The following is a 15,180-nucleotide window of genomic DNA, read 5'->3' as shown; positions in this document are numbered from 1 at the left end:
ATCGAGAACGAGGTGAACGAAATGCTGGGTCGTTACGAGGGACGTATCGCCGCGATCATCGGCGGCGGTTCGGGCATGGGCCGCGCGATCAGTCATCGCATCGCCCAGGAGGGCGGTCACGTGTACGTCGCCGACCTGTCCGAGGACGGGGCGGTCGCCGTCGCCGAGGAGATCCGGGCCGAGGGCGGTCAGGCCACTCCGATGCGGGTGGACGCGACGAACACCGCCGATCTCCGCTCGCTGTTCGGCAAGATCGACGCCGACCACGGCGTCCTGCACGCACTGCACGCCCAGGTCGGCATGCCCGGCCCCGGCGGCCTCGACGTGGACGACGCGCAGTGGGAGAAGAACATCGCGGTCAACGTCAAGAGCGCGTACTACTCCACGACGCTCGGGTTCGATCTGCTGAAGAAGGCCGAAGGCAAGGGGTCGGTGACGCTCACGTCGTCGACGTCGGCGCTCATCGGTTCGCCCTTCAGCCCGATCTACTCGATGACGAAGGGCTCGCTCGTCCCGTTCGGCCGCTCCCTCGCCCTGCTCGGCGCGAAGGACGGCATCCGGGTCAACGTCATCTGCCCGGGACAGGTCGTCACCCCGATGCTCTCGCAGTTCTTCGGCCGCGAGCCCGGCGCCGACGTCTCGGCTCTGACCAAGGACTTCGTCGCCACCATCCCGCTGGGCCGGGGCGCGCAGCCGGAGGAGATCGCCTCGGTGATCGCCTTCCTCAACAGTGACGATGCCAGCTACATCACCGGCGTGACCATTCCGGTCGACGGCGGACTCACCGCTCAGTAACGACCACTTCGACCGGGAGGACAGGACCATGGTTCAGGTCGGCTTGCTGCTCAGCGACGTTCCGAAGTCGGTGAGCCCCGCACAGCAGTTCAAGGATGTACTGCGCATCGTCGATGCGGCGCAGGAGAACGGCTTCACATACATCGCGATCGGTCAGCACTTCCTCTACGGGGAACTGCGGTGGCTGCAGCCCGTGCCGCTGCTCGCCCGCCTCGCCGCGCACGTCGAGCCGAACGTCAAGCTCGTCACCCAGATCATGATCGCGCCGCTGTACCACCCGGTGATGCTGGCCGAGGAGATCGCCACGCTCGACGTGGTCACCGAGGGCCGGTTGATCTTCGGTGCCGGGCTCGGCTACCGGCCCGAGGAATTCGACTACCTCGGCATCCCGTTCAAGCAGCGCGCCGGGCGGTTCGACGAGTCGCTGCAGATCATGAAGAAGCTGTGGACGGAGGAAGAGGTCACCTTCCACGGCAAGTACTTCCAGCTCGAGGGCGTCAAGCCGCACCTGTTCCCGGTGCAGGATCCGCACCCGCCGATCTGGATCGGTGCGCACGCGATGGGCGGTGTCCGCCGTGCCGGCAAGTACGGTGACGCCTACGCGACACCGCCGGAAACCCCGAAAGAGGAAGTGCTCGAACGCTTCCGGGTCGTCCGTGATCTCTTCGCCGAACGCGGCAAGGAATTCGGTCCCCAGCCGCTGCGCCGCAACGTGCTCGTCGCCGACACCCGCGAGCAGGCGATGCAGGAATACGCCCGGGTGGCGCAGGGCCGTTACCTCACCTACGCGAACAAGGGCCTCGACGTCATGAAGGGCACCGACCTCGAGAACGAGTTCGCGAAGGCGGTGTCGAGCCACGCCGTCGTCGGTGACCCCGAGCAGGTCGTCGCGCAGCTGACCGACCTGGTGACCACCATGCCGGTCGACCCGCTGCTGATGCGTCCGCAGTGGCCGACGATGGACGCGGACGAGACCATCGCGGCCATCGCCCGGCTCGGCAAGGAAATCGTTCCGTCGATCACCGCGATCCCCGCGAACCGGGAGTTGTCCTGATGCAGACCTACACCGACCTGAAACCGACCTTCACCGATCCGGAGGACTGGACGCTGAACCACGTGCTGCGCACGTACGCTGCGTCCCAGCCGGATTCGGAGTTCCTCGTCACACCGGAGGAGAACCGGCGCTTCACCTACGCCGAGATGCTCTCCTCCGCCGAGCGGATCGCGAGCACCTGGTACCGCACCGGTGCGCAGCAGGGCGAGCGCGTCGTCATCATGGCGCAGAACTCGTCCGAGCTCGTGCGCTCCTGGTTCGCCACGGCCGTCGGCGCGCTCGTCGAGGTGCCGATCAACACCAACTACGAGGGCGAGTTCCTCCGTCACCAGGTGGTGACCGTCGAGCCGCGGTGGGCGGTGATCGACGACACCTACGCCGAACGCTTCGTGACGATCGCCGAGCATGCGCGCGGCATCGAGAAGTTCTGGGTGATCGACTCGGGCACCGGAAACCGGGACCGCGCAGTCGACCTGCTGCGCGCCCACGGGTGGGACGCCGAAGCGTGGGAGACGCTGGAATCGGGCGAGGTGCAGGAGCTTCCGCAGGCCCGGCCCCAGGATCTCGGGGCGATCTTCTTCACCTCCGGGACCACCGGCCCGTCCAAGGGCGTGGCCATGCCGAACTCGCAGTTGTACTTCTTCGCGCAGGAGGTGGTGTGCTTCACCCGGCTCACCCGGGAGGACACCTACCTCACCACCACCCCGCTGTTCCACGGCAACGCCCAGTTCATGGCGGTCTATCCCGCACTGGTGGCCGGCGCGCGGGCCGTGGTGCGACCGAAGTTCAGCGCGAGCCGCTGGATCGACCACGTGCGCGACGACGACGTCACCGTCACCAACTTCGTCGGGGTCATGATGGACTTCGCGTGGAAGCAGCCGCCGCGCGAGAACGACCTGGACAACCGCCTGCGCTGCGTGTACGCGGCGCCCACGGCGTCCTCGATCGTCGACGAGTTCAAGAAGCGCTACGGCATCGAGGCGTTCGTCGACGCGTTCGGGCTGACGGAGACCTGCGCACCGATCGTCGCGCCCTACGGGGTGCCCCGCCCGCCCGGCGCGGCGGGACTCGCCGCCTCGGAGTGGTTCGACATCCGCCTGGTCGATCCGGAGACGGACCGCGAGGTCGAGGTCGGGCAGGTCGGCGAGCTGGTCGTGCGTCCGGTGCAGCCGTGGACGTGCAGCATGGGGTACTACAACATGCCGGAGAAGACGCTCGAGGCGTGGCGCAACCTGTGGTTCCACACCGGCGACGCCCTCAAGAAGGACGAGGACGGCTGGTTCTACTTCGTCGACCGCTACAAGGACGCGTTGCGCCGGCGGGGCGAGAACATCAGCTCCTACGAGATCGAGCAGGCGGTCCTCGGTCACCCGGCCGTCGTCGAGTGTGCGGTGATCGGTGTCCCCGCCGACGTCGAGGGCGGTGAGGACGAGGTCCTCGCGACGGTGGTGGGCACCGGTGACGTCGGCCCGGAGGAGATCCTGGCCTGGTGCGACGGCCGGATTCCGGCCTTCGCGATCCCGCGCTACCTTCGATTCGTCGGCGAACTGCCGAAGACGCCGTCGGAGAAGGTCCGCAAGGCGGTCCTGCGCGAGGAGGGCATCACCCCCGACACCTACGACCGCACCGCGGTCTCCGACAGCGACCGCACCGCGGTTCCTGCGGTCTGACGGCAGGAAAGGCAACCGAGATGGACTACAGCAAGAACGAGACGCACGAGGAGATCCGGCGGGGGATCCGCGATCTGTGCAAGCGGTTCCCCGACGAGTACTGGGCCGAGCACGACGAGTCCCACGAGTTCCCGTGGGAGTTCTACAACGCCATGGCCGAGGGCGGCTGGATGGGTCTGACCGTCCCGGAGGAGTACGGCGGCGGCGGTCTCGGCGTCACCGAGGCCGCGATCGTCGAGCGGGAGATCGCCGCGTCCGGCGCCGGCATGGGCGGGTGCAGCGCGGTACACATCGGCATCTTCGGGTTCGAGCCGATCATCCACCACGGTTCCGAGGAGATGAAGCGCAAGTACCTGCCGCGCGTCGTCACCGGTGAGCTGCACACGTCGTTCGCCGTCACCGAGCCGGACGCCGGCACGGACACCACCAACATCCGCACCTTCGCCAAGAAGGTCGACGGCGGCTGGCTGGTGTCCGGCAAGAAGGTGTGGATCACCAAGGCGCAGGAGGCCGAGCGCATGCTCCTGCTGTGCCGCACCAGCCCCCGCGACGAGAACGCCAAGCGCACCGCCGGCATGACGCTGATGTTCGCCGAGATGGACCGCAGCAAGGTGCAGATCCGGCCGATCCCCAAGATGGGCCGCAACGCCGTCGACACCAACGAACTGTTCATCGACGAGCTGTTCGTCGCCGACGAGGACGTCGTCGGCGAGGTCGGGCACGGCTTCCGCACGATCCTCGGCGGCCTCAACGCCGAGCGGGTCATCTCCGCGAACGCCGCGCTCGGCATCGGTGAGGCGGCGCTGCGCCGCGGCGTCGACTACGCCAAGCAGCGCGAGGTCTTCGGCCGTCCCATCGGGCAGAATCAGGGCATCGCGTTCCAGCTCGCCGAGGCGCGCATCCGGCTCGACGCCGCCGAGGCGGTCCTGGACAAGGCGACGTGGATGGTCGATCAGGGACTGCCGTGCGGCCGCGAGGCGAACGCGGCGAAGTTCCTGTGCGCCGAGGCCGGCTTCTACGCCGCGGACGTGGCTCTGCAGACCCACGGCGGCTTCGGGTACGGCAAGGAGTTCCACGTCGAGCGGTACTTCCGCGAGGCCCGCCTCATGCGGATCGCGCCGATCAGCCAGGAGATGGTCCTCAACTACACGGCCGAGCACGTGCTGGGCCTGCCGCGAAGCTACTAGGAGGGCGACGTGCAGCCGTATCGTTCGATCCTGTTCGTCCCGGGGCACCGCCCGAAGTGGGTGGACAAGGCGATCGCCGCCGGCGCCGACTGCGTGGTGCTCGACCTCGAGGATTCGGTGCCCGCCGCGGAGAAGGCGGCGGCCCGCGCGACCGTGGCCGAATCCATCGCCCGCGTGCGTGAAACGAACCGGGAAGTCGGGTTGTTCGTGCGGGTCAACCCGCTCGCGACCCGGCTGACCGGCGCCGATCTCGAGGCGGTCGTGGTGCCCGGGCTGACCGGAATCTTCGCCCCGAAGATCGAGCAGGCCACCGACGTCCTGCGCTACGACGCCCTGCTCGACCACTTCGAGATGCGAAACGGCGTCGACGGGCTCGAGTACATCGTCCCGGTCGAGACGGTGCGCGCCATCCACAACTGCCTCGAGGTGGCCACCGCATCGCCGCGCGTCGGTGCGATGATCGGTCCGTCCGCCGAGCACGCCGACATCGCCCGCGAGGTCGGCTACGAGTGGACCCCGGAGGGGCAGGAGACGCTCTACCTGCGCAGCCGGGTGCTGCTCGCCTGCCGGGAGGCCGGCATCCACGCCCTGACCGGTCTGTGGGAGGATCTCGAGAACCTGGACGGGCTTCGCGACTTCGCGGTGCGCGGCCGCCGGCTCGGGTTCCGCGGGATGATTGCGATCCACCCCTCCCACGTGGCCACCGTCAACGACGTGTTCAGCCCGTCGGAGCAGGACCTCGAGTTCTACCGCGGGCTCGCCGAGGCCTACGAGAAGGCGGAGGCGGAGGGCGTCGGTGCGCTGCGGTATCGCGGCCTGCACATCGACAAGGCCCACTACGACAAGGCAATTCAATGGCTCGAGCGAGCCGAGGCGATCCTACGGAGAGGTGAACGGTGATGCGCGGTCTGTACTTCGAGGAGTTCGAGGTCGGGAAGCACTACAAGCACTCGATGACCCGCACCGTCACCGAGATGGACAACGTGATGTTCACCTCGCTGACGATGAACATCCAGCCGCTGCACCTCGACGAGGAATTCTGCAAGACGACGATCCACAAGCAGCGGGTGGTGAACAGCCTGTTCACCGTCGCGCTGATCGGTGCGTTCCACGTTCCCGAGCTGACCATGGGGACCACCCTCGGGAACCTCGGCTACGACAAGGTCAAGTTCCCGAATCCGGTCTTCCACGGCGACACCCTGCGTGCGGAGACCACCATCCTGAAGAAGCGTGAATCCGAGAGCCGCACCGACAGCGGCATCGTGTGGTTCGAACACCGCGGCTTCAACCAGCGCGACGAACTGGTCTGCCTGCTCGAGCGCGTCGGCCTGATGGCCAAGCGCCCCACCACCGAGGAAGGTGCCTGAGATGACTGCAGCGCCCGAAACCGAATTCCCCTTGAAGGACTGGGTTCCCGAGACCCGGACCCTGCTGATCGGCGACCGGGAGGTCGAGCCGGCCGGTGACACGTGGGACGTCTACAACCCGGCCACCGAAGAGGTCATCGCCACCGTCGGCGGCGCCTCCACCGACCAGGTCGACGACGCCGTCGCCGCGGCCCGCGCCGCCTTCCCGGCCTGGTCGGCCCTGAGCGGCGAGGAACGCTCCCGCCACATCCACCGCTTCGCCGACGTGCTCGAGAAGGCCGCCGACCGGCTGCTGCCCTCGATCGTCAACGAGGTCGGTACCCCGGTCTCGCTCGCCGAGTACCTGCAGGTCAAGATGGCCGTCGACGAGCACCTCCGGTGGGCGGCCGAAGCGGCGAAGACCGACCGCACCGTCCACCTCGGCGAGTACGACAAGCCGGTGCCGACGATGAGCGACGTCGTGTACGAGCCGGTGGGTGTCGTCGCGGCGATCACCGGCTACAACTACCCGCTGAACCTGGCCATCTTCAAGTTCGGCGCCGCGCTCGCCGCCGGCTGCACCGTGGTGCTGCTGCCGTCCCCGCGCACCCCGCTGACCACCCTCTTCCTGGGCGATCTGATCCGCGAGGCCGGCCTGCCGCCGGGCGTGATGAACGTCGTCATCGGCGGCGCCGACGTCGGGCAGCGGCTGTCCTCGCATCCCGGCGTGGACCGGGTGTCCTTCACCGGATCCGACGGTGTGGGCGCGAAGATCATGGAGCAGGCCGCCGCGAACCTGGCCGGGGTGACCCTCGAGCTCGGCGGCAAGTCGCCGAACATCGTGCTGCCCGGTGTGGACGTGCAGAAGATCGCCGTCGAGATGCACCTGCGCTGGTCCCGCAACGGCGGGCAGGGCTGCGCGGCCCTCGCCCGGCTGCTGGTGCACGACTCGGTCTACGACGAGTTCCTCGAGGCCGGCGCGTCGGCATTCGACCAGATGGTCGTCGGCGATCCCTGGGACCGTGCGACGAACATCGGCCCGATGATCCGGCCCGACCACCAGAACCGCGTGCAGGGCTTCATCGACAGTGCGGCGGCCGAGGGCGGCAGGAAGCTGCTCGAGGTGACCAAGCCGGTGCCGGAGAAGGGCTGGTTCGTCAATCCGGTTCTGCTCGGCAACCTTCCGCACAACGCGCGTGCGGTGCAGGAGGAGATCTTCGGCCCCGTCGCGGTGATCCTGCCGTTCAAGGACACCGAGGAAGCCATCCGCCTCGCCAACGACACCCCCTTCGGTCTCGCCGCGAACGTCTGGTGCGACGACCCGGTCGAGGCGCGCCGCGTGGCCGAGAAGATCCGGGCCGGAACGGTGTGGATCAACGGCGGTGGCGCCATGCGTCCGGACGCGCCGTTCGGCGGCTACGGGCGCTCGGGCGTCGGCCGTGAACTCGGCGAGTGGGGGATGCGCGAGTACCTCGAGGTCAAGCACATCCAGTGGCGGATCTGATTCGCCGGCAAGGGATTCGGCACCATCGCATTCGGCCGGGCCGAATCGGACGACAAAGCTAGGAGAGACGACGATGAACGCATCCGCTGCGGGCCCGCTCGCGGGCGTCAAGGTGCTCGAACTGGGCACCATGTATGCCGCCCCCACCGCGGGGCGCATGCTCCGCGACTTCGGTGCCGAGGTGGTCAAGGTCGAGGATCCGACGACCGGCGACTTCGCGCGCCAGTGGGTTCCGCAGAAGGAGGGGCTGTCGCTGGGCTTCTCCCGGCTCAACGCCGGGAAGAAGTCCCTCGGCATCGACCTGCGTTCGCCGGAGGGGCGTGACCTGGTGCGCCGGCTCGCGGCCGAGGTCGACGTCGTCGTCGAGTCGTTCCGTCCCGGCCGGCTCGAGGAGTGGGGCCTGGGCTACGACGTGCTGAGCGCGGACAACCCGGGATTGGTGCTGGCCCGGGTGTCCGGGTTCGGGCAGACCGGGCCCAATCGGAGCCTGCCGGGCTTCGGCACCGTCGCCGAGACGGCCAGCGGTTTCGCCCACGTCAACGGCTGGCCGGACTCGCCGCCGACCTCCCCGCCGTTCGGGTTCGCCGATTCCATCGCCGGGCTGTCCGCCGCGATGGGCGTGGCGATGTCGCTGTACAAGCGGGAGCGCACCGGGCAGGGCGACGTCGTGGACGTCGCGCTGTACGAGCCGCTGATGTTCATCATCGGCGACATGTTCCTGCGCTACACCGCGCTCGGGGAGATCCAGCAGCGCATCGGCAACGCCACCGGCGCGGCGTCGCCGCGCGGCATCTACGAGGCCCAGGACGGGCGCTTCCTGTCCATCGCGGCGTCCAATCAGGGCATCGCCAAGCGTCTGTTCGCCGCGATGGGACGGCCCGAGATCATCGAGGATCCCCGCTACGCCACCAATGCCGCGCGTCTCGAGCACAACGACGAGGTGCAGGCGATGGTGAAGCAATGGGTCGGCTCGATGCCGCGGGCGAGCGTGCTCGAGACCCTGGAGAAGTTCGAGGTCGTCAGCGCGCCGGTGAACGATGCCGCGGACGTCGTCGCCGACCCGCACTTCCAGGAACGCACCCTCGTCGAGATCACGGGCAACGAGATCATGAAGGGCGTGCTGATGCCGGGACCGGTGCTGCACCTCGGCAGCTACGACGGCCCCGACTACGACGGGGTGCCCACCATCGGCGAGCACACCGCCGAGGTGCTCTCGGACCGGCTGGGGCTCACCGGGGACCAGCTTACGGCGCTCGCCGAGGCGGGCGTGATCGGCAAGTCCTGACAGTCGCACGGGCCGCAGTCCGAGAATCGATGCGGTGAACCGGAATCCGCCCACGACACGACGTGCGCGGATTCCGGTCGTGCGCACATTTCCGTGGTTCGCCGACGCACGCGACGAGACGAGGTAGCAGTGCATCTGAGTATCGGTTCGGGGTCGGCCTACGCCAACGACCGCCTCGAGACGGCGGCCGCCATGGCCGACAGCGGCCGGGTGCAGTACATGGGTTTCGACTGCCTGGCCGAACGCACGATGGCGCTGGCCCAGATCCGCCGCCTGCGCGATCCGTCGACCGGCCAGGACGAGCGCATCTCCGCCCTGGTGCCGATCCTGCGCCGATTCCTCGCATCGGGAGGCCGCGTCGTCGGCAACTTCGGTGCCGCCAATCCCGACGCCGCCGCAGCCGAATTCGCCGAGAACCTCCGCGCCCTGGGGCTCGGGGGAACCCGGATCGGCATCATCCGCGGCGACGACGTGCGGGCGGCCGTCACGGAAGCCGACGTCGCGCTCCCCGAACTCGGCACCACCACCCGGGCCGTCGCCGACCGGATCGTCTCCGCCAACGCCTACATCGGGGCCGACCCCATCGTCGACTGCCTCCAGCAGGACGCCCAGATCGTGCTCGGCGGTCGGATCGCCGACCCGTCCCTGTTCGTCGGGCCGATCTGCCACGAGCTGGGATGGTCGCTCGACGACTGGGACCGCGTCGGCACCGCGACCCTCGCCGGGCACCTGCTCGAGTGCGGCGTCCACAGCACCGGCGGCAACTTCGAGGACCCGCCCTACCGGGTCGTCCCCGACCCCCACAACCTGAGCTTCCCCCTCGCCGAGATCGACGACGACGAGCTGATCGTCACCAAGCTCGACGGCACCGGCGGCGCCGTCGACCTGCGCACCACCCGCACCCAGCTCTACTACGAGATCCACGATCCCGCTCGCTATCTCACGCCCGACGTGACCGCCGACTTCAGCGACGTCCGGATCGAACAGGCCGGGCCCGACCGGGTGCGCCTGTCCGGCGCCCGCGGCTCCGCCCGCCCCGACACCCTCAAGGTGCTCGTCGGCGTCGACCTCGGCTACAAGGCCGTCGCCGAGATCTCCTACGGCGGTCCGGGCTGCGTCGACCGCGCCCGGCGCGCCGAGGAGATCGTGCGCCGGCGCCTCGAACCGATCCGGGCGCAGATCGACGAACTGCGGATCGAACTGCACGGCGTCGACACCCTGTTCGGTGATCGCATCGCCGGCGGCGAGCCGGCCGAGGTCCGGCTGCGGCTCGCGGCCCGTGCGCTCGACCCCGACGTCGCCAAGGCCGCCGCGTACGAGGTCGAATACCTGTACTTCGGTCCCGCGGGCGGGGGTGGTGTGGTCACCTCGGTCGTCCCCGCCGTCGTCGTGACCCCCGCCCTGCTGCCCCGCAGCGATGTCCCCCTCTCCGTGGAGGTGACTACCGCATGAAACTTCGTGACGTCGCGTACAGCCGCTCCGGCGACAAGGGCGACACCAGCAACATCTGTGTGTTCCCGCACGACGACGCCGACTACGAGTGGCTCCGGTCGGTGCTCACCGAGGACGTCGTCGCGAAAGCCTTCGGCGATCTCGTCCAGGGCGAGGTGATCCGCTACGAGATCCCGGTGAACTGCTGCCTGAACTTCGTCCTCACCCGCGCGCTCGCGGGCGGCGTCTCCAAGTCCCTTCGGGTGGATCCGCACGGAAAGTCCTACCAGTCCCTGATTCTCGACATCGACGTACCCGGACGCGAGGAGAAGTGATGATCGACGATCTGTTCGCGCGGGTGGCCCAGGGTCCGTCCGTGCACGTCGGTGGCGGATGGGAGAGCGGGCGGGGTGAGACGTTCGAGTCGATCGATCCCGCCACCGAGGAGGCGCTGGCCCGGTGGACCGGCGCCGACCGGGAACAGACCGAAAGCGCGGTCACGGCCGCCCGGCGCAGCTTCGACGCCGGGGAATGGCGGGCCGCGTCCCCGGACCAGCGCGCCGAGGTCCTGCGGCGGCTGGCCGAGCTGATCGACGAGCACGCCGATCAGCTCACCGGCCTGGTCGTGCGGGAGGTCGGATCACCCGTCGGTCTGGCCCGCACCCTGCAGGTCGCGCAACCGGCGATCAACTTCCGGTGGTTCGCCGACGCGGCGCTGCGCGGTCCCCGCGGCGGTTACCAGGAGCGGCTGCCCGGCATCCGCGGAGCGGTGTCGTCCGAAAGCCTGCTGCTGCGCGAACCGATCGGGGTGGTGTCGGCGATCGTCCCGTACAACTACCCGCTGAACATGATCTCGTGGAAGGTGGCACCCGCGCTCGCCGCCGGCTGCAGCGTCGTGCTGCTGCCCTCGCCGCGGGGCACGCTGTCCGCGCTGGCCTTCATGCATCTCGCCGCCGAGGCCGGCCTGCCGCCGGGTGTGCTGAATCTGGTGCCGGGCGGGGCGGACGTGGGCGAAGTGCTCACCACCCACCCCGGCGTCGACATGGTGAGCTTCACCGGATCCTCCGCCGTCGGCGCGACCGTGATGGCACAGGCCGCGGCCACGCACAAGAAGGTCGTCCTCGAGCTCGGCGGCAAGTCCCCCAACATCCTGCTCCCGTCGGCGGACCTGTCCGCCGCCGTGGGGCCGTCGATCCTGCGGTTCTGCCGCAACGCGGGCCAGGGCTGCGGTGCCACCACCCGGATCCTCGTACCACACGACCGGATCGACGAATTCCTGGATCTGGCCGCCGGTTTCATCGAGGAGAACGTGCCGACCGGCGACCCGTGGGACGAGCGCACCGAGGTGGGTCCGCTGATCTCCGCCGAGCATCTCGCCCGCGTGCTCGGCTGCCTCGACCGCACCGTCGCCGCCGGCGGCCGCGTCGCGGTCAGTGGCGAGCGACCGGTGGGCAAGGGCTGGTTCCTGCCGCCCACTCTGGTGACGGGCGTGGACAATTCCGCCGAGATCTCCCGGGAGGAATTGTTCGCCCCCGTCGCGGTGGTCCTGCCGTACCGGGACGTCGACGAGGCCGTGGCCATCGCCAACGACTCACCGTACGGGCTCAACGCGAGCGTCTTCGGTGATCACGCGGAGGCGGTGGCCGTGGCTCAGCGCCTCGACACCGGCACCGTCGCGATCAACGGCGGCGGCCCGATGCGGGCCGACGTGCCGTGGGGCGGATCGAAGCGCAGCGGTACCGGCGTCGAGATGGGTGAGGACGGATTCCTCGAGTTCTTCCGCGTCAAGCACCTGAACTGGCAGGTGCCGGCATGACGTCCGAAGCCCCGACGCCCCCGCGGGCTCTCGCATACCCGATCCTCGACCGCCCGGCGACGGATCGCGCGCTCGGTGCGTACACCGGCGACCGCACGGTGCCGTGGCTGCTCGACCGGTGGCGCACCGACCGGCCGGACAAGACCTTCCTCGTCTGGGAGCCGCATACCGGCGCCGGGGCACAGCGCTGGACCTACGCGGAATTCGGCGCCGCAGTCGATCGGCTCGCGGCTGGACTGCAGGCCCGCGGCATCGCACCCGGCGACCGTGTGGTGCTGCTGATGGACAACTGCCCCGACTTCCTCGTCGGATGGGCAGCGATCGTGTCGGCCGGCGCGGTCGCGGTGTGTCTCAACACCCGCAGCAGCGCCGACGAACTCGCCTACTACGACCGGCACTGTGCGCCTCGCGCCGCGCTGGCCGGAACCGGTCTGGCGGAGATCGCTCGGGACGCCATGCCCGGGCTCGAGTGGATCGCCGCGTCCGGCGGCACCGACAGCCTCGTCGTCCCGCCCGTGGCGTCCCCGGCGCCGACCGGAACGACCTGCGCTCTGGGCGAGCTGAGCGGAACCGGCGTGGCGCCGGCACCGGTGTCCGTCGATCCGCTCGCGCCCGCGAGCATCCAGTACACCTCCGGGACGACGGCGCGACCGAAGGCCGTGGTCTGGACGCACGCCAACTGCCTGTGGGCCGCCCAGGTCAATTCCGCGCACGCCGGTCTGCGTGGGACCGACGTCGGGCTGATCACCCTGCCGCTGTTCCACACCAACGCCCTGGGGTACTCCTTCCTGGGACTGCTGTGGGTCGGCGCCACCGCGGTGCTGACGCCGAAGTTCTCCGCGTCCCGCTTCTGGGACGTCTCGCTCCGGCACCGGTGCACGTGGGCGTCGGTGGTGTCGTTCATGCTCCGCGCCCTGGCCGGCGCGCCGGTCCCGCCCGACCACACCTACCGGCACTGGTCGGGCAGCGCGGCCCAGCGGCCGGTGAGCGGCAGGATCCGCACGACGGGCTGGTTCGGCATGACGGAAACCGTCTCGCACCCCGTCGTCAGCGAACTGGCCCATCCCGACCCCGACGGGACGATGGGACGTGCGGCACCCGAGTACGCCGTCGCCGTCGTCGGCGCCGACGGTCGTCCCGTGGAGCCGGGCACGGTGGGGGAGCTGTGGGTGCGGGGTACGCCGGGGGTGTCCCTGTTCGCCGGCTATCTCCACGACGACGACGCCACGCGCGCGGCCTTCACCGCCGACGGATGGTTCCGCACCGGCGACCGGGTGCGCCAGGACCGGTCCGGTCAGTACTGGTTCGTCGAGCGATCCAAGGACATGCTCAAGGTCGGTGGGGAGAACGTCGCCGCCGCCGAGGTCGAACGCGTGGTCGCCACCGTGCCGGGGGTCCGGGAGGTCGCCGTCGTGGCGAAACCCGACCGCATGCTCGGCGACGTCCCGGTCGCGTTCGTGATCGCGGACGGCGCCGCGCCCGGCGACCTGCCCGCCGAGATCGACCGGGTGTGTGCCGAACTGCTGTCCGACTTCAAACGGCCACGTCAGATCCATCTGGTGCCGGAGTTCCCGCGCGCCACCCTGAACAAGGTCGCCAAGGCGAAGCTGCGGCACTGGCTCCTCGAGCCGCCTGCGGAAGCGAGGAAGACATGGACCTGGGTGTGATCCTCGGCGACGTGCACACCACGCTGTCGCCGCGCGAACACCTCGACGGACTGCTGCGACAGGTCGAGGCGGCGCAACGCAACGGTGTGCGCTACATCGTGATGGGCCACCACTACATCTACGGCAATCTGCGCTGGCTGCAGCCGATCCCCACGCTCGCCCGGATCGCGGCCGAACTGGACCCCGGCGTGAAGATCGGGACGATGGTGGTGCAGGTGCCGCTGTTCCATCCGGTCGCACTCGCCGAGGAACTCGCCACCCTCGACATCCTCACCCGCGGCAATCTCATCGTCGGTGCCGGCGCGGGGTACCGGCGTGAGGAGTTCACCGCCTTCGGTGTCGACTTCGATCAGCGGTTCGCGATGATGGACGAGGCGCTGCAGATCGTGCGGATGATGTGGACGCAGGACGAGGTCGACTTCCACGGCAGGTTCTGGCGTCTCGACGGCGTGAAGACCCACATCCGCCCCTGGCAGGACCCGCATCCGCCGATCTGGATCGGTGCGCTGCGGGATTCGGGTGTCCGGCGGTCCGCACGGCTGGGGGACGCGTGGCCGGTGACACCGGAGACACCGACCGAGGACATGCATCGCATGTTCGGCGTGTACGCGGCGGCCCGGCGCAGGCACGGGCGACCGCCGGTCGCGCGGCATCCGCTGCGCCGCGAGATCGTTCCCGGCGCCACCACCGAAGACGCGTTCCGGCGCTTCGAATTCATGGCACGGGACCGCCTCCTGGCCTACGCCCAGCGCGAACTGGCCACGCGCGATGCCACCGCCCTCACCGACAGGTTCCGGCAGGTCGCCGCGAAGGAGGCGATCATCGGTACCGCCGACGACTGCCTCGACCAGTTGCGCACCCTCGCGGCGCAGGTGCCCGTCGACCCGGTGATCGTCCGGGCCCAGTGGCCCGACATGACGGCCGACGACGTCGTCGCGTACCTCGACGATCTCGGCCGGGACATCGTTCCCGGCATGCGGGAGATCGTGCCGGTCGACGCCCGCGCCGTGGTGGACCACTCGGAGATCCCGTACCCCGGCCCGACAGGAGCGCCCCGATGACGGTCGACGACCGAAGCGCCGAACGACATTGTCCCGTGGTCGACTTCGACCACAATTCGGCGTCGCACGCCGAGGACACGGTCGGCTCCTACCGGCGGTTGCGGGAAGCGGGACCGGTGATCCGGTCCACCCGGCACGGGGGCTTCTGGGTACTCACCGACTACGAGGGCGTCTTCGAGGCCGCCCGCGAGGACCAGGTCTTCTCGTCCGCGCGGTGCCCCTACGGTGGCGAGGGCCTGGCCACCGTCATCCCCAAGACGCCGGTGAACCACCACATCCCCGTCGAACTCGACCCTCCGGAACATCGGAAGTACCGCAAGCTGATCAACCCGCTCACCGCCCCGGCAGCGGTCGAGCACCTGCG

The 15,180-nt window shown here is 69.5% G+C and carries 13 protein-coding genes and 1 pseudogene; all 14 read left to right on the top strand.

Annotated elements, in window-relative coordinates; translation table 11 throughout:
- Positions 1–21 precede the first annotated feature (21 nt).
- Positions 22–795, top strand: a complete 774-nt coding sequence (locus tag OEY_RS0111565; RefSeq protein WP_010594035.1) for an SDR family NAD(P)-dependent oxidoreductase — start codon at positions 22–24, stop codon at positions 793–795.
- Between the two features lie 28 nt (positions 796–823).
- The gene (locus OEY_RS0111560) at positions 824–1,849 is read left to right on the top strand and encodes an LLM class flavin-dependent oxidoreductase (RefSeq protein WP_003938470.1); all 1,026 of its coding nucleotides are present in this window, start codon (positions 824–826) and stop codon (positions 1,847–1,849) included.
- Positions 1,849–3,519: an AMP-binding protein gene (locus OEY_RS0111555; RefSeq protein ID WP_010594034.1), complete on the top strand. Its 1,671-nt coding sequence runs from the start codon at positions 1,849–1,851 to the stop codon at positions 3,517–3,519. Before OEY_RS0111560 ends, OEY_RS0111555 begins: the two co-directional genes overlap by 1 nt.
- A gap of 20 nt (positions 3,520–3,539) precedes the next feature.
- Complete coding sequence (locus OEY_RS0111550) at positions 3,540–4,706, top strand: acyl-CoA dehydrogenase family protein (RefSeq protein WP_003938468.1); 1,167 nt, start codon at positions 3,540–3,542, stop codon at positions 4,704–4,706.
- 9 nt (positions 4,707–4,715) lie between these two features.
- On the top strand, positions 4,716–5,606 hold the full coding sequence (locus OEY_RS0111545; protein WP_010594033.1) for an HpcH/HpaI aldolase/citrate lyase family protein: 891 nt from the start codon (positions 4,716–4,718) through the stop codon (positions 5,604–5,606).
- Positions 5,606–6,073 carry a MaoC family dehydratase gene (locus tag OEY_RS0111540; protein ID WP_003938466.1) on the top strand — a complete coding sequence of 156 codons (468 nt, stop codon included), beginning with the start codon at positions 5,606–5,608 and terminating at the stop codon, positions 6,071–6,073. The genes OEY_RS0111545 and OEY_RS0111540 overlap by 1 nt, the downstream gene beginning before the upstream one ends.
- 1 nt (position 6,074) lies before the next feature.
- On the top strand, positions 6,075–7,556 hold the full coding sequence (locus OEY_RS0111535; RefSeq protein ID WP_010594032.1) for an aldehyde dehydrogenase family protein: 1,482 nt from the start codon (positions 6,075–6,077) through the stop codon (positions 7,554–7,556).
- Between the two features lie 73 nt (positions 7,557–7,629).
- Positions 7,630–8,841, top strand: a complete 1,212-nt coding sequence (locus OEY_RS0111530) for a CaiB/BaiF CoA transferase family protein (protein WP_010594031.1) — start codon at positions 7,630–7,632, stop codon at positions 8,839–8,841.
- Positions 8,842–8,970: 129 nt separating this feature from the next.
- The gene (locus tag OEY_RS0111525; protein WP_010594030.1) at positions 8,971–10,293 is read left to right on the top strand and encodes an acyclic terpene utilization AtuA family protein; all 1,323 of its coding nucleotides are present in this window, start codon (positions 8,971–8,973) and stop codon (positions 10,291–10,293) included.
- Entirely contained in the window at positions 10,290–10,607 is a 318-nt protein-coding gene (locus OEY_RS0111520) for an AtuA-related protein (RefSeq protein WP_010594029.1), read from the top strand. Before OEY_RS0111525 ends, OEY_RS0111520 begins: the two co-directional genes overlap by 4 nt.
- A complete protein-coding gene (locus OEY_RS0111515; RefSeq protein ID WP_010594028.1) occupies positions 10,607–12,088 on the top strand; it encodes an aldehyde dehydrogenase family protein in 1,482 nt (493 codons plus the stop codon). The genes OEY_RS0111520 and OEY_RS0111515 overlap by 1 nt, the downstream gene beginning before the upstream one ends.
- Positions 12,085–13,755 (top strand): AMP-binding protein, encoded by a 1,671-nt coding sequence (locus OEY_RS0111510; RefSeq protein ID WP_010594027.1) that lies wholly within the window; start codon positions 12,085–12,087, stop codon positions 13,753–13,755. The genes OEY_RS0111515 and OEY_RS0111510 overlap by 4 nt, the downstream gene beginning before the upstream one ends.
- A complete protein-coding gene (locus tag OEY_RS0111505; RefSeq protein ID WP_010594026.1) occupies positions 13,740–14,816 on the top strand; it encodes an LLM class flavin-dependent oxidoreductase in 1,077 nt (358 codons plus the stop codon). Before OEY_RS0111510 ends, OEY_RS0111505 begins: the two co-directional genes overlap by 16 nt.
- Positions 14,813–15,180, top strand: a pseudogene (locus tag OEY_RS28365) (cytochrome P450); the annotation flags it as partial. The gene OEY_RS0111505 and the pseudogene OEY_RS28365, both read left to right, overlap by 4 nt.

Source organism: Rhodococcus sp. P14, assembly GCF_000256505.1.
In the GTDB taxonomy this organism is placed as follows: domain Bacteria; phylum Actinomycetota; class Actinomycetes; order Mycobacteriales; family Mycobacteriaceae; genus Rhodococcus; species Rhodococcus ruber.
Note: the sequence above shows the minus strand (reverse complement) of the source record. Positions and strands in the feature narration are given on the sequence as shown.

Coding starts and splice junctions, on each gene's coding strand:
- OEY_RS0111560 (WP_003938470.1), top strand. CDS start 824: ATGGTTCAGGTCGGCTTGCTGCTCAGCGACGTTCCGAAGTCGGTGAGC.
- OEY_RS0111555 (WP_010594034.1), top strand. CDS start 1,849: ATGCAGACCTACACCGACCTGAAACCGACCTTCACCGATCCGGAGGAC.
- OEY_RS0111520 (WP_010594029.1), top strand. CDS start 10,290: ATGAAACTTCGTGACGTCGCGTACAGCCGCTCCGGCGACAAGGGCGAC.
- OEY_RS0111540 (WP_003938466.1), top strand. CDS start 5,606: ATGCGCGGTCTGTACTTCGAGGAGTTCGAGGTCGGGAAGCACTACAAG.
- OEY_RS0111565 (WP_010594035.1), top strand. CDS start 22: ATGCTGGGTCGTTACGAGGGACGTATCGCCGCGATCATCGGCGGCGGT.
- OEY_RS0111515 (WP_010594028.1), top strand. CDS start 10,607: ATGATCGACGATCTGTTCGCGCGGGTGGCCCAGGGTCCGTCCGTGCAC.
- OEY_RS0111535 (WP_010594032.1), top strand. CDS start 6,075: ATGACTGCAGCGCCCGAAACCGAATTCCCCTTGAAGGACTGGGTTCCC.
- OEY_RS0111510 (WP_010594027.1), top strand. CDS start 12,085: ATGACGTCCGAAGCCCCGACGCCCCCGCGGGCTCTCGCATACCCGATC.
- OEY_RS0111530 (WP_010594031.1), top strand. CDS start 7,630: ATGAACGCATCCGCTGCGGGCCCGCTCGCGGGCGTCAAGGTGCTCGAA.
- OEY_RS0111550 (WP_003938468.1), top strand. CDS start 3,540: ATGGACTACAGCAAGAACGAGACGCACGAGGAGATCCGGCGGGGGATC.
- OEY_RS0111505 (WP_010594026.1), top strand. CDS start 13,740: ATGGACCTGGGTGTGATCCTCGGCGACGTGCACACCACGCTGTCGCCG.